Below are 13236 nucleotides of genomic sequence, written 5' to 3' on the forward strand. Positions count from 1 at the left end.
TGTCGGGGCTAGGCCAGCCTTTGGCAAGCGTGAGCGGTTTGGAATTGGCGTTGCCGCGCTTCAACCGGCCTACCCACCCCCGGCCCCTCCCTTTCCGGGAGGGGGGCAGGTTGGTTTAGGGCTGCTGGTTCATGATCTTGGCGATTTCGCGCGAGACCATGTCCTCGACCATGTTGGGAAGGTTCGCGTCGATCCATTCGCGCAGCATCGGGCGGAGCATCTCGCGCACCAGGCCTTCCAGCGTGCCGTCATTGCCGGTTTCGGGTTTTACCATCATCCGCGTCAACGCCTCGAGCGGCGCGCGCGTTGCAGCGGCAGTGTGGCGCGAGACGATCGGCTCGGCTGCGGCATCGGTGGCCGGCTGCGGCTTGGCACTCGGCGCGGGCTTTGGCGATGTCATCTGGGGGGTCATTTGGGGCGCGGCGTGGCGTGGTTCGGGCGGGGTATCGGCGGCGCTGAGCACCGGGGACTTGGGCGGACGCGGCGTACGATCGGGCATGGGGTCGCTCAGTTCGAGAATCTCGTCGTCGTCATGGTTGCCGTCGAAATAGGCGGAATCCAAATCGACCGGCGCGGACGTCGCGCGCGAAGGCCGACGCGAACGGCCGGGCGTATCGCCCTCTTCCGCGATGATGCGTTTGATCGACGAGAGGATTTCCTCCATCGACGGCTCGCCGTTGACATCCCCCATCCGGACCATCCCAAACCCCGTAGCCCCGCGCGCCCCTATTGGCGGCTCGGCGCGTCCTTACCTGTCGTCAAGGCGGGGTTCCTGTCAACCGGCGTATCGAGCAACGGGTCGTACTGCGCCTGGACCGTGGCGTTCTGCGCGGGCGACTGCGCGGTGCGGGTGGCGACCGGCACGGGCTCGCCGTCACCGCCGAAATCCCAGATCTTGTGGCGGACGCGGTTGTAGTTCGCGACCGGATCGTACAGCACGCCGCCGTCGAGCCCGAGGTCGCGCGCCTCGGCCTGGCCCATCGCGGCCAGCAACGCGAACCCCGCGACATACGCGTCGCGCCGCGCAGTCACGAGCGTCACCTGGCTGTTGAGCAATTCCTGCTCGGCGTTGAGGATGTCGAGGATCGTGCGCGTGCCGACGCTGTTCTCCGCGCGGACGCCTTCGAGGCTGAGCTTGTTCGCGTTGACCGCGGTTTCAGACGACTGGATCACCTGCTCCGACGAGCGCCAGATGGCAAAGGCGGAGCGCGCCTGCGCGATCACGTTGCGCTCGGTCGCGGTGACGTTCTCGATCGCGCGAGACTGGAACGCCTCGGCCTGGCGAACCTGCGCGGCGGGGCGCCCGCCCTGGAACAGCGGCAGCGTCAGCGAGAGCCCGGCTTGCACCGCCTTGTTGGCGTTGGGGATGCGGTTGACGTCGTTGGGCACCGACGCGATCGAGCCAAGATAATTGGTGTAGCTCGCGCCGCCGACCGCACTGATCTGCGGAAGCCGGCTCGCACGGGCGACGCCGACGTCGTAGCGGCTCGCGTCCCGCTCCTTGGCGGCGGCGATCAACACCGGGTTGTTGTCGATCGCGACGGTCACGGCCGAGGCCGGGCTGTCCGGCAGATGCGGCAGCGTCGGTGGCGTGTCGAGCGTGCCCGGTGGTGTCCCCACGAACTGGATATAGCTTTCGCGGCTGGATATCAGATTGGCTTGTGCGGACTGAAGCTGCGCGCGGGCAAGCGCAAGACGCGCTTCGGACTGGGCCACGTCGGTGCGGGTCAGGTCGCCGACCTGGAAACGGTCACGGCTGGCCTGGAGGTTGACGTCGAGCACGCGGACGTTCTGCGTGTTCAAGCCGACGATCGCCTCGTCGCGGATCACGTCCATGTACGCCGCGACGACGTTGGTGAACAAATCGGCTTCGGTACTCCGCAACGTCGCGCGGCCACCCTCGACACGGGTCTTTGCCGCGGCAACCGAATTGCGGACCTGCCCGCCCTGGTACAGCGGCACCGACACGTTCGCCCGCGCAACGCCCTGACGCGGCGGCGCGAGGAAGTTGTTTTGGCCGGTGACGAGGAATTCGGTGAGATCGCCGGTCGCGTTCGCCGACGGCAGCCCCGCCGCGCGGGCGATCGGCACGTTCTCGTCGGTCGCGCGCAGGGTAGCGCGCTGCGCGGTGATCGTCGGGTTGGTGTTGTACGCCTTGACCAGCGCCTCTCGCAGCGTCTCCGCGTGGAGTGGTGCAGCGCTATACGTCAGCGCAACACTAAGGAGCAGACTGCGGAGAAGTGCGGCGCGGGCCATGGTTTTCTGCTCAGAACCGGAAGAGTTTGGGGGCGTCGAAGCCGGGCAGGCTCACGCATTCGACATCGACGAACGCCGAGAGCGCAAACCCGCCATCGGTCTTGCGTCCCGATGCGAGCCGGGTCAGCCCGCGCTCGGCGATCCCTGCCGTCACACGACCACCCGACTTGACCTGCGCGATCAACGCGTCGGGCACGGTCTCGATCGCCCCATCGACGATCAGCACGTCATAGGGCGCGCCGGCGGCGTGGCCGTCCTGCATGGGTGCCTCGACGAGTTCGACGTTACCGGTTCCAGCAAGTGCCTCGCGAGCGATAGCCAGCAAGGCAGGATCGCTCTCGACCGCGACGACCGAGCCGACGATCTCGGCCAGCACCGCCGCGGTATAGCCGGTCGCGGCACCGATCAGCAGGACACGGTCGGTCGCGGTCAGATAGGCTTCGGTGAGCAAACGGCCGGTGGCCATCGGCAGGTTGGCATAGCGTCCGCGTCCCAGCGGGATCGTCGCGTCGCGGTATGCGAGTGCGCGGACGTCGGCGGGCATGAACGCCTCGCGCGGCACGCGTGCCATCGCCGCGACGACGCGCTGGTCGTTCACCGCGTTGGTACGCAACTGGCTCGCCACCATCGCGTGACGCATCGTGTCGAACGTTGCGGGAGCCATGGACACGGTAGTCCCGCCGATCTCATGGGTATCGGCTGCGAGCGAGGGAGTATCGAGAGTCGTCGTCGTCATGGCGCATCCTGTCGCACAACTGTTTTAGCCACGCAATACACTTGTTTCGGATCGCTCCGATATCGCGCGGCCGGATATGGTCCGTCTGTTATCGCGTGGGCGCGGCAACGCCAAGCATCGGTTGGTCGGATTTCGCCACGATTCACAGGGGCGTCGGCGGCGGGCCCGCGGGGGACCGGGAGACGCCCCGCCCGCCCGTGTGACACCGAGATGCCGCGAACGGGGCGTCGAGGGCGCACGAGAAATCCCGGCAACACCTCTGCGCCTGTCCTTAGCACCCGATCGCGGAACCGTCCCGCGAAATGACCCGCTGTTGCGTCGCGCGGGTCGAGTCGCGCGGCTGCGCATCGCGGGCCGGCGCCTTTTCGATGTCGTGCAGCACCTGCGTCGGCGATCCCAACACTGCGTTCCGCGCCCGCAGGCTCGCCTTCAGGAACGGCTTGGTCAGCGCCATGAACCGCCGCGGGGTCATTCCCAGGAACGTCGCCGAATCGCGCAGGAAATGCGACGCATCGAAATAGGAGCGGTCGATCGTCGTATAATCCGCCTCGCCGCCGGCCATCATCAGCCGGACGAACGACCGCAGGAACCGTGCGCGCAAGAGGAGCATCTTGGGCGGAAACCCGAAATGGCGCACGGACAATCGCCGCAGCGCGTGCGTCGGAATGTCGAGTTGTGCGGCGGCGGACGCGATGTCGGTAGGGCCGTCGGTCGCGAGTATCTCCATCAACTGCCGGATCTGCGGCGCATCGGCATGCGGCGGCCCCAGCCGCGCGAGCAACATCGCATCGAGGATCGGCGCGACGGCCGCATCGTCCGGCGCGCCCTGCAAGGCCGCTACCAGATCGCGCGTGAAGGCCTTCCCGAGCACGTCTTCCAGCGGCACGATGCGGTTGCGGAAGTCGCCGGCCGATCGCCGGAACAATCGTGCCCATCCCAGCGCGCTGATCCCGAAGCCGATCATCACGCCGCCATGCGTCACCGCCTTCAACGCCTGGTTGGTCGGCCCGAACAGGCTCGCCACGGGCAGCGGATCATAGGTCCGCCGACCGATCGAGACCGCGATCGGCCCGGCATCGATCGCGATCCGCACGTTGGCCGTCGCCGGCAGAAACCAGTCGACCTGCCCCGCTTCGCTACCCGTGTCGGTTCGATAGACGTGATAGCCGGTGATATAGTCGGCGAGCGCGGCGGCGGGCCGGTCATACCGGATTGCCATGCCCGACGGCATCGCGAACACCTCGTCATCGACACCCGTCGTATTCGTGCCGCCCGCAATCCTGTCCGTCTTCAAGCGCCCGCCCCTAAAAGCCATTAACGTCCTTGCACTTAACCCTAAGCAAAGACGCTGACGTGTGCGAGTCACGATACGAGGCCAGGGACGAGGCAGGGGGCGGTAGCGCGCGACGCTCACCGCCTGCGGCGACGTGCGAGTCGAGGAAACCAGATTATTCCGTTGTCGACGGCAACTGCAGGTTGACCGCAGCGGAAAAACGAAGCATTTGCGCCGCCTTCACGCAATCGGGGCCCGATGGCGGAGTGGTGACGTAGAGGACTGCAAATCCTCGCACCCGGGTTCGATTCCCGGTCGGGCCTCCAGTGAATGCCGGTTTTGATCTCGGGCTGCCGAAGATTTCATAACGAGAAATGCCGGCCCCCACCCTGGTGGCGGGGGCGATCGTCCAGACAGCGACGTCACGCCCCTTGTCGTTTTGGAACACCCGGACTCCGGCACCCAGGACCGGCGCCCCCTGCGGAGCATGTCCGCAGCGACGTCTCGATCTGGATGAACCGCAAAGTTTGTCCTGTTGTTCGTGCCGCAGCCTGAGCGACTTTCAGACATTATGGCTGAGCCCAAAAGCTTGGCCGCGCGTTGAACTGGCAAGGAGATGACCATGATCGACGATCCAAAAACCGACGACTCAACCCCCGCTGACGAGGCAGAGGAGATGGAAAAGGTACAGGAGGACGCCGCCAAAGAGCGTGAGGAAAACGGCGGCTACCAATAGGCTTCGACACACTGCCGGCAATCGCGTTACCCCGTTGGGCGGCGATTGCCGTTGCCCTATCCGTGCGACTCACAGACGCGATCCTAGTCGACCACCTTTCCCGCACCATTCGAAGTTAACGTTCCGCTAACTCTCAACTTCCGGAACGTTAGGCCTTCGATGCGGCTTCTACGCTCATCTACAACCTGTCCCCGACTGGAACTGATGATGAGCACGAACCTGGTATCCGCGGTTTTCGATAATTATGCAGACGCCGAGCGCGCCGTGTCCGAGCTTCGCGCGGCCGGTATCAACGACAGCGCCATCTCCATCGTTGCCCAGCATGACGGCAAGAACACCACCACGGACGGTAACGGCGACACGCAGGAGTTCGTCGGCAAGGTCGCGGCCGGCGCCGGGATCGGCACGCTGCTCGGCATCGCAGCCCTCGCCATTCCGGGAGTCGGCCCCCTCGTTGCCGCCGGCGCGATTGCGTCCGCGGCCATCCCAGGCGCTGCGATCACGGGCGCGGCGCTCGGTGGCGCCGTTGGCGGGCTGGAGAAGGTTATGACCGATCACGGTGTCAGCCGCGTTGATGCCAGCTACTATGAAGGCCGCATCAATGAAGGCGGCGTGTTCGTTTCCGTCGATACCAGCGCTGCCGGGATCAATGCCGAAGATGCCGCCGACGTCCTCTATCGCTCGGGTGGGCACACATCCACGCGGACGAAGGTTTCGATGGCATAATCGCCGACGTCTCCACACCGATCTAGCCGAAGGGGCGTTCCGATAACGGAATGCCCCTTCTGTTCTCGCTTGATAGATCGGTCATCCTACCCTGCCCCAGACGCATTTTTTGCGCCCTCGGGCCAACTCCTGACGTATCAACAATCCCCATCCGATACTGCCGCCGATATGGTCTCACCGAGCCCCGCGTGACGACCAGTACCGTCTAAACCGCCATCCAGTCACTCTCGGCATCGTCGATCGCGGCGAAGGCGTCACCGTCGGCCTGCTGCTTGCGCAAATGTGCGCGCACCGCCTCCGGATCGCCGTTCTTCGGAAAAGTCCGATCCGCACGCGCAGCGTCGGCGATACCGTCGACCCAATCGCCCCGCTCGCGCTGCGTCAGCAGCCACTTGCCAAACGCGGGCTTAGGCTCCTGCTGGTCGTTGTCGTACTCGGCCATGATCGTGTCCTCGAATCGTTGGAACACTCATCGCATCGGATTTATGTTCCTGCAATGTTCTTGCGAAACAAACTGGATCGGATTTAACTAAATACAGGCCACGACCGGCAACCCGATAAGCCCAAACGAAAGCTGCGGTCGCAGATGCGGTCCCCCCGCACAGGCAACCGACATCTCCAAACCCTCAAAATGTGCGCCTAGTTCACACCCTGTTTGCGCGCGCCGACAATCATGCCCTTTGCGATCTTGCGAACGGCTTCGTCGTCCTTGGTACCATCAGTCGCCGGATCGCCGAGGTGGTCGAGGCTCTGTTCCATGAAGTCGAGTAGCCCGGCGTGCCGCGCTTCGACATATTCCATAAGCTTGAACAGCAGATGCTCCGTGGCGATCTCGCGCTGGCGGGTCTGTGTCGCGTCGTCGGACATCACAACGCCTCCGTTGTCGTTGGCGCGCCTAGTTTCTGCGCGACTCGCGCTACGTCTTCGTCTTTCGGCTCCTCCGGCAGCTCTTCGCCCGGCAAGAGTGCGTCATCGGGAATGCCCGGAGCCGTGCCGGCAATCGGTTCGTCGATGGCGCGCTCGTTCGCACCGTCCGTGATCTTCTCTCTCGCTACCATGTCAGTCTCCTCCGTTGCGTTCCAACGCACAACCAACGGTACGGAGCCACGTCATTACCGTAGATAACACAGACCGAGAAATCGATCGCTTGGCGCGGCGAATGCAACGCTAAACCGTCGGCATCGAGCACTTCAGGCGGCGTGCTTCTTGGCGAACTCCGCAAAATACGCGTGCATGGTGGGATCGGCGATCGGCGCGATCAGCCTAGCCACGTCGTCTGCAACCGCACCGTCACCGCGCAAGGGTCTGCCAGGCTGATGGCCCATTGCCCAGTCGGGAAAGCTGCGCTCGGTGATCGGGCGGTTGTCGAGTGTGACGGCGGCGAAGTGGCGTCCGTCGGCCTTGATGCGGTCGTATGTCTGCACAACAGCATCCGCCGGTCCTTCGAGCGCCTGCAGGAACCGACGTCCGCCAACAACCAACAAGCCTGTCACGCCGACAGCCGCATTGTTACGCCGCGACGCGCGCAGCACACCCTCGAGCTCGGCCTTCGACAGCTCGGAGCGGGCGGTACTGATGTAGATGAGACGTATCAACGCGAACTCCTTCGAGTCCGACGTAACCGCCGAATCTAAACGTCAAATTAAACAGGAATTGCAGCCGTGTGATCGGGACAGATCGGCGTATATGCCAGTGGAAACACCGTCCCCCCGCACCATCATCTGACCCGCCGGGCCTGGTCGCTGCCGGTAAGAACCGAGAACCGACCACGCCGCGAATGGATGTTTCTCGGTATCACGCCAGGCTCGAGACGATACGCGTCGCATGGCCTCATCCTTGCTTTTGATGCCGATCTCGGCTGTTGCCCGGCGATGAATATTCCTGCGCTGTATCATTCGCTTATTCTCTGGATCGGAGACGGCACCGGCCTGCCTGACGCGATCCTCCATATCCATGCCGGGCTCATCATCCTCATGCTGGTGCGGCTCATCAGCGGCCGGTCGTTGGGGACGCTCATCCCCTTGCTGGTCGTCGTCTTGGCTGAACTAGGCAACGAGACGCTCGACTACCTCAACTACGGCATGCGCTGGGCGGACACGCTTTCGGATATCGGCAACACGATATTCTGGCCCTTGGTCACCAGCTTGGGCGTGAGATTGCGTCCCATGGTGCGACGAGATCAGACCGTGCAGTAAGAACGCGGGCGTCAAATCCGCCGGTGCATGGCGGTGGTTGGACCAAAGTAGATGCATGGAGCCGGATCGTTCGAGCTCGGTGTTCCGTCATCGACGGAAACGGCTCGCTCGAGAAAAGGGAATAACACGCGCGAGCCGCAGTCCGGATGGCCGGATACGGTCTTGGGACGTAGCCGGCTCGGATTTCATGCGCCTGCAAACGTCCGGGATCAAGCGCTTTTTTGAACTCGGAGTATGCCGACCCGCCTTGGTGACGAGCCAAAGATTAGGACGAGCCGACATACCCGCGCATCAACCAACGGACGGGCATGTCGGGCGCATTGTTCGAGACATCTGAACGCGTTGCGGCGGAGCCCCTTATCGAAGGCGCGACACAATCAGATCAGCGCATCCAAGAGACCGATCAGCGGGCGATCGGCGGGCGGCATCGGCAGGGAGTGCATCTCGTTCGGCCTCACCCAGCGCAGCGCGGTCGCTTCGAGCGCACGCGGCACGCCGGTCCATTTGCGCGTGATGTAGAGCAACAACAGCAAATGGCGATCGCCGAGCGGCGCGCTGGCGAACGTCGCGGGCGCGAGGCAGGCGTGCGGCACGATGATCGCCAACTCCTCCTCGAGTTCGCGGATCAGGGCCGCCTCGGGAGTTTCGCCAGGCTCGATCTTGCCGCCAGGGAACTCCCAGAGGCCGGCAAGCGACTTGCCTTCCGGACGTTGCTGCAAAAGCACGCGGCCTTCGAGATCGACCAATGCGGCCGCTACGACGGGCAGCAGCAACGACGCAGCGGGCATCGGTCCCGATACGGACGGATCGTTGGTCATTCCTTAATTTCCCCGCGACTAGACCGCATTCATGAGCCCTATATCCGTCGCGACGCATGCCGTCATCCGAACGATCGCGCGCGTGCTGCGCGAAAGACGGGGGGCGACCGCGATCGAATACGGGCTCATCATCGCGCTGGTCGTGATCGCGATGATCGCCGGCCTCACCGCGCTCGCCGATACGACGACGGGCATGTGGGGCAACGTCAACTCGAAGGTCGCCAACGCGCGCTGATCCGAAAAAGAAACGGCGCCCACCTTAAACCTTTCTCAACCAACCACTTGTATCCCTCAAATCGCTGATCCGGTCCGTCCGGTGCAGCCGGGTGACACAGACGCAATCGAAACGATGGAGACCGGAATGAAGACGATCCGCAAGTTTTTCAAGAATTCCAAGGGTGCGACCGCAATCGAATACGGCCTGATCGCCGCGCTGATCGCCGTTGCCGCGATCGCTGCGATGCAGGGCCTGGGCACCAGCCTGACCAAGACGTTCAACAACGTCTCGACCAAGCTGAACACCTCGACCACGTAATCATCGCGCTGGAGAGTGGCGCAATCGCGACCGCTCTCCAGCACGACTTGCGAGTTCAAAGGGCGGCGGAACCTCGGTTCCGCCGCCCTTTCTGCGTGGCTCAGAGACGACCCATCTTGAGGAACTTGGCCTGGCGGTCCTTGCGAAGTTCGCTCGCCGTGAGCGGGGCAAGGTCCCTGAGCGCAGACGACAGCGCATCAGCAAGCGACTCGATCGCGGCTGCGCGGTCGCGGTGCGCGCCGCCCAGCGGCTCGGGGACGATATCGTCGATCACGCCGAACGACTTCAGGTCCTGCGCAGTGATCCGCATCGCTTCGGCCGCTTCCGGTGCCTTGTCCGCGGTGCGCCACAGGATCGACGCGCAGCCTTCGGGGCTGATGACCGAATAGATCGCGTGTTCGAACATCAGCACGCGGTTGCCCGCGGCGAGCGCGACCGCGCCGCCCGAGCCGCCTTCGCCGACGATAGCCGAGACGATCGGAACGCCGGCGTTGAGGCAGGCTTCGGTCGAGCGGGCGATCGCCTCGGCCTGGCCACGCTCTTCGGCCTGGATGCCGGGGAACGCGCCGGAAGTGTCGACCAACGTGATGATCGGCAGGCCGAATCGGTTGGCGAGTTCGACCAGGCGAATCGCTTTGCGATAGCCCTCGGGCTTGCCCATGCCGAAATTGTGGCGGAGGCGGCTGGCGGTGTCGTCGCCCTTTTCATGGCCGAGCACCATGATTTTCCGCCCGCGGAACGTCGCGAAGCCACCGATGATCGCCTGGTCGTCGCCGAAGGCGCGGTCGCCAGCGAGCGGGACGAATTCGTCGAACAATGCGGCGACGTAATCCTTGAAGTGCGGACGCTCGGGATGGCGGGCAACCTGTGTCTTCTGCCACGGGGTCAGGCGCGCGAACGTGTCCTTCAGCAGCTTGTCGGACTTCGCCTGCAAGCGGGCGATGTCGGTGGCGAGGTCGACGCTGCCTTCGGCGGCGGTGTCGCGGAGTTCGTCGATCCGGCCCTGGAGTTCGGCGATCGGTTTCTCGAAGTCGAGGAAGCTTGGCATCAGCGGCGGTTACGGCGCGGGATCGCTCGCGTCAACGCGGGGGCAAGTCCGCCAGCGGGTGGCGGGTGTTGACGAGCTCGACGAGGCGGCTCGAATCGACGTGCGTGTAGATTTCCGTGGTGGCGATGTCGGCATGGCCGAGCATCGATTGCAGCGCGCGCAGATCCGCACCGCCGGCGAGCAGATGCGTGGCGAAGGCGTGGCGCAGGACGTGCGGACTGACGCGGTCGGGGGGGATGCCTGCCTCGACGGCGATCGCCTTCACGAGCTGATACAGGCGGATGCGCGACAGATGGCCCTTGCCCGAGGGGAACAGCCAGAGTCGGTCGGTCGCGACGTGGGTGCGCCAGATGGCGACGGCGGCGCGCGCTCGGTCGGAGATAGGGATGAGCCGCTCGCGCCCGCCCTTCCCGCGCAGAATCAGGAACGGGCGATCGGGGTGGACCGCGTTACGCGGCAGGCTGACGAGTTCGGTCGCGCGCAGGCCGGAGCCGTAGAGAAGCTCGAACAAGGCGGAGAGGCGCAAGTCGTTGGGGTCGAGCGGATCGCGGGCGGCGCGTTCGGCAATCGCGGTGAACAGGCGATCGACGTCGGCATGGCTGAGGATCTTTGGCAAGGTGCGCGCTGTGCCCGGCCGCGGGAGCGCCTTGCCGGGATCGTCGGCACGGTGGCCCTCGTCGGCAAGGAACGCGAAGAAGCGGCGGAGCGAGGCGGACTTTCGGCCGACGGTGGAGCGGGACAAGGCCGACCATCCGCTCGCGAGCCTGGCCAGCGCCTCCGCATCCGCTTCTGACAAGCCGCCTTCCAGCGCTTGCGAGGTGAGCGTCAGGTCGCTGCGATACGCCGCCACCGTGTTCGCCGCGGCACCGACCTCCGCGGTCATCATTTCGAGGAACCGGTCGATCAGCGCGCGATCGCTACCGTGGCTCACGCGCGCGCGATCGCCTCGGCCGCGATCATCCGCGCTTCGCCGTCGAGACCGACGCCCCGCAGTGCGCCGACGATGCGGTACAGTGCTTCCGGGGGGATGTCCTTCCAGCTCCCCGCCTGCATGCCGACGGCTGCGAGCAGGACGACCGTCCCGGCTTGGCCGTCGCGGGCAGCGCGATCGAGCGCACGGGTCCATGCATTGTCCGCGCCGATGCGAACGCCGAGCGACTGTGCCGCACGTTCGATATCGCCCTGGTTGAGGCGACCGAGGCCTGCCAACCCTGCGAACAACATGCGCTGCTTCAACGCCGAATCGCCTTCGCCACCGGTATAGGATGCAAGGTCGGAATAGCTGAGGCGGCGATAGGCGTCGGGATCGCTGAGCATTATCATCGCCCAGGCGTCGCTGCCGGCGGGGACCGAGCCCAGCCAGCGTGCCGCGGTGCGGTCGAGTCCGGCGGACAGCATCGACGCGACCAGCAGATCCGCGTCAGCCTTCGCAAGATTGGGGTTCAACCGGGACGCCGCCCGCGCGGTCAGCACGAGCCGCGCATAGCTCGGACGCGTGTTCGCGCCGCCCCACAACTGACGGAGCGCGGTCAGCCGCGAATCAGGGTTGCGATCGGCATAGGCGGTCTGGAGATCGTTGGCGGTCGCGGTCGCGCCACTCTGCGTATCGTCATCGGTCGCAGCCGCAGCGTAGAGATCGACGAGTGCCGCGCTGGACAGCACCCCCTGCCCCGCCGCAGCCTCCGCCGGGGCCAGTCGATCGCCGAGCGCAACGGAGGGCGACAGCGCCTGCCAGTATTTAACCTGCGGACCCGCCGTGCCATACAACTCGTCGGGTACCGTAACGCCGGTCGCCATCGCGAGGCCGAACCGCCACGCGGTCAGCCTATCGACGCCGTCCCATTCGATCGTCACGGCCTGACGCCCCTGCGCGCCGGCGCCTACGACCTTCTGCGCTAGCAGCAGGTCGACACCGCTGGCGACGTTGCGACGCTTGGCGGTCGCGATCAGCGGGCTGGCCTGAGCGGGATTGCCCGACAGCCCGGCACACATCGCCTGCGCCATCGTCCAGCCCCGCGCTGGGGCAAAGCGCATCGCACCCGTCACCAGCGGACACAGGCCCGCCGGATCGCCGGTCGCCAGCGCGGTGTTCATCGCGACCTGATAGAGTTTCGGCGTGTAGTTGTCGGTGTCGACGTTCTGCGCAACCGCACGCGCGGCGACCGATTCGCCCATCCGCAGCAACAGCCACGCGCGCTCGGCGGCGAAGTCGGCGCCGTTGGTACGGCTTGGCGTATCGACATGCGACACCAGCGCGCGCCGCAACAGGATCGACATCCAGCGCGACGGCAACGGCGCACTCAGGCGGCGCATCAGCGTCTCGACATATTGGCCGTCCGCCTCACCGAACGCATCGGTATCAAGCCCGCCTTCGCTCGCCGTGACCGGGCCGACCGTCGCAAGCGAGCGCCGCGCGGACGCCGGCATCTCGTACTGCGCGAGCACCGCCGGATCGACCGGAGCAGGCGTCGCGACAGGGGGCACCAGCGGCGCGTCACCCGGCGTCGTCGGCGGCAAAGGCTGGATCATCGCGCCTGGCTGTACGGGTGCCGGAACCGGAGCGGTCGGTTGCGCGGGATCGGTCGGACGGGTCGGCTGCGTACCGGCAGGCGGCGTCGGTCGCGGTGCGGGCGCAGGCGCCGGCTCGCCGAACCCCGGCGGCAGGATCGATTCGGGCCGATCCTGCCCGACCGCGGGTGCCAGCGCGACCAAGGCTCCGACGGCAACCGCCGCCGCTAAGGATGCCTTAAGAGAGGTTCGCAAGCGTCACGGCCTTTTCGACGTGGCTCTGCGGACGCTCGGTCGCGCGGCCTGCCAACAGGAACAGGCCGCCGACCACGACCACAAGAACGACGACGACCGAGACGATGAAACGGGACATACGACGTAACCTTGTAGTGGACGGGGGTAGTG

Annotated in this window: 17 protein-coding genes and 1 tRNA gene; 5 read left to right on the forward strand and 13 right to left on the reverse strand. The window is 65.5% G+C overall.

Going from position 1 to position 13236, the window contains the following annotated elements; all coding sequences use genetic code 11:
* Positions 1 to 115 precede the first annotated feature (115 nt).
* The 4 genes from ASE69_RS10735 to ASE69_RS10750 form a co-directional block, all read right to left on the reverse strand.
* Positions 116 to 691 (reverse strand): DUF2497 domain-containing protein, encoded by a 576-nt coding sequence (locus ASE69_RS10735; RefSeq protein ID WP_056486978.1) that lies wholly within the window; start codon positions 689 to 691, stop codon positions 116 to 118.
* A gap of 35 nt (positions 692 to 726) precedes the next feature.
* Complete coding sequence (locus tag ASE69_RS10740; protein WP_056486175.1) at positions 727 to 2256, reverse strand: TolC family outer membrane protein; 1530 nt, start codon at positions 2254 to 2256, stop codon at positions 727 to 729.
* A gap of 10 nt (positions 2257 to 2266) precedes the next feature.
* Entirely contained in the window at positions 2267 to 2920 is a 654-nt protein-coding gene (locus ASE69_RS10745) for a protein-L-isoaspartate O-methyltransferase family protein (protein WP_056486982.1), read from the reverse strand.
* A 343-nt stretch (positions 2921 to 3263) separates the two neighbouring features.
* Positions 3264 to 4286 (reverse strand): helix-turn-helix domain-containing protein, encoded by a 1023-nt coding sequence (locus ASE69_RS10750; RefSeq protein ID WP_056486179.1) that lies wholly within the window; start codon positions 4284 to 4286, stop codon positions 3264 to 3266.
* A gap of 231 nt (positions 4287 to 4517) precedes the next feature.
* On the opposite strand from ASE69_RS10750, the gene ASE69_RS10755 reads away from it, so the two are divergent.
* Positions 4518 to 4591, forward strand: a tRNA-Cys gene (locus ASE69_RS10755).
* Between the two features lie 617 nt (positions 4592 to 5208).
* A complete protein-coding gene (locus ASE69_RS10760; protein ID WP_156362295.1) occupies positions 5209 to 5727 on the forward strand; it encodes a general stress protein in 519 nt (172 codons plus the stop codon).
* Between the two features lie 205 nt (positions 5728 to 5932).
* On the opposite strand, the gene ASE69_RS10765 is transcribed toward ASE69_RS10760, so the two are convergent.
* From ASE69_RS10765 to ASE69_RS10780, 4 genes are all read right to left on the reverse strand, one after another.
* A complete protein-coding gene (locus ASE69_RS10765; protein ID WP_056486986.1) occupies positions 5933 to 6169 on the reverse strand; it encodes a hypothetical protein in 237 nt (78 codons plus the stop codon).
* Positions 6170 to 6366: 197 nt separating this feature from the next.
* Positions 6367 to 6594 carry a hypothetical protein gene (locus ASE69_RS10770; RefSeq protein ID WP_082441427.1) on the reverse strand — a complete coding sequence of 76 codons (228 nt, stop codon included), beginning with the start codon at positions 6592 to 6594 and terminating at the stop codon, positions 6367 to 6369.
* On the reverse strand, positions 6594 to 6785 hold the full coding sequence (locus ASE69_RS10775) for a hypothetical protein (RefSeq protein WP_156362296.1): 192 nt from the start codon (positions 6783 to 6785) through the stop codon (positions 6594 to 6596). Before ASE69_RS10775 ends, ASE69_RS10770 begins: the two co-directional genes overlap by 1 nt.
* Before the next feature lie 132 nt (positions 6786 to 6917).
* On the reverse strand, positions 6918 to 7322 hold the full coding sequence (locus ASE69_RS10780) for a BLUF domain-containing protein (protein WP_056486186.1): 405 nt from the start codon (positions 7320 to 7322) through the stop codon (positions 6918 to 6920).
* A 276-nt stretch (positions 7323 to 7598) separates the two neighbouring features.
* On the opposite strand from ASE69_RS10780, the gene ASE69_RS10785 reads away from it, so the two are divergent.
* Positions 7599 to 7922: a hypothetical protein gene (locus ASE69_RS10785; protein WP_056486188.1), complete on the forward strand. Its 324-nt coding sequence runs from the start codon at positions 7599 to 7601 to the stop codon at positions 7920 to 7922.
* Positions 7923 to 8299: 377 nt separating this feature from the next.
* Here the strand turns inward: ASE69_RS10785 and ASE69_RS10790 are convergent, their stop codons facing one another.
* A complete protein-coding gene (locus ASE69_RS10790; RefSeq protein WP_414882964.1) occupies positions 8300 to 8740 on the reverse strand; it encodes a (deoxy)nucleoside triphosphate pyrophosphohydrolase in 441 nt (146 codons plus the stop codon).
* Between the two features lie 31 nt (positions 8741 to 8771).
* Here ASE69_RS10790 and ASE69_RS10795 point away from each other — a divergent pair, with 31 nt between their 5' ends.
* On the forward strand, positions 8772 to 8975 hold the full coding sequence (locus tag ASE69_RS10795; protein WP_056486192.1) for a Flp family type IVb pilin: 204 nt from the start codon (positions 8772 to 8774) through the stop codon (positions 8973 to 8975).
* A gap of 126 nt (positions 8976 to 9101) precedes the next feature.
* Positions 9102 to 9275, forward strand: coding sequence for a Flp family type IVb pilin (locus ASE69_RS10800; protein ID WP_056063336.1), 174 nt, complete (start codon positions 9102 to 9104; stop codon positions 9273 to 9275).
* A gap of 100 nt (positions 9276 to 9375) precedes the next feature.
* Here ASE69_RS10800 and ASE69_RS10805 read toward each other — a convergent pair whose 3' ends face one another.
* Genes ASE69_RS10805 through ASE69_RS23225 form a run of 4 tightly spaced genes read right to left on the reverse strand, consistent with a single transcriptional unit; the run spans position 9376 to position 13204 of the window.
* Positions 9376 to 10323, reverse strand: a complete 948-nt coding sequence (locus tag ASE69_RS10805) for an acetyl-CoA carboxylase carboxyltransferase subunit alpha (protein ID WP_056486194.1) — start codon at positions 10321 to 10323, stop codon at positions 9376 to 9378.
* Positions 10324 to 10354: 31 nt separating this feature from the next.
* Positions 10355 to 11254 carry a tyrosine-type recombinase/integrase gene (locus tag ASE69_RS10810; RefSeq protein WP_056486196.1) on the reverse strand — a complete coding sequence of 300 codons (900 nt, stop codon included), beginning with the start codon at positions 11252 to 11254 and terminating at the stop codon, positions 10355 to 10357.
* On the reverse strand, positions 11251 to 13086 hold the full coding sequence (locus ASE69_RS22970; protein WP_268795494.1) for a hypothetical protein: 1836 nt from the start codon (positions 13084 to 13086) through the stop codon (positions 11251 to 11253). The genes ASE69_RS10810 and ASE69_RS22970 overlap by 4 nt, the downstream gene beginning before the upstream one ends.
* On the reverse strand, positions 13070 to 13204 hold the full coding sequence (locus tag ASE69_RS23225; RefSeq protein WP_258191373.1) for a hypothetical protein: 135 nt from the start codon (positions 13202 to 13204) through the stop codon (positions 13070 to 13072). Before ASE69_RS23225 ends, ASE69_RS22970 begins: the two co-directional genes overlap by 17 nt.
* Positions 13205 to 13236: the final 32 nt, after the last annotated feature.

The sequence above is a fragment of the Sphingomonas sp. Leaf208 genome (assembly GCF_001421415.1).
Classification (GTDB): domain Bacteria; phylum Pseudomonadota; class Alphaproteobacteria; order Sphingomonadales; family Sphingomonadaceae; genus Sphingomonas.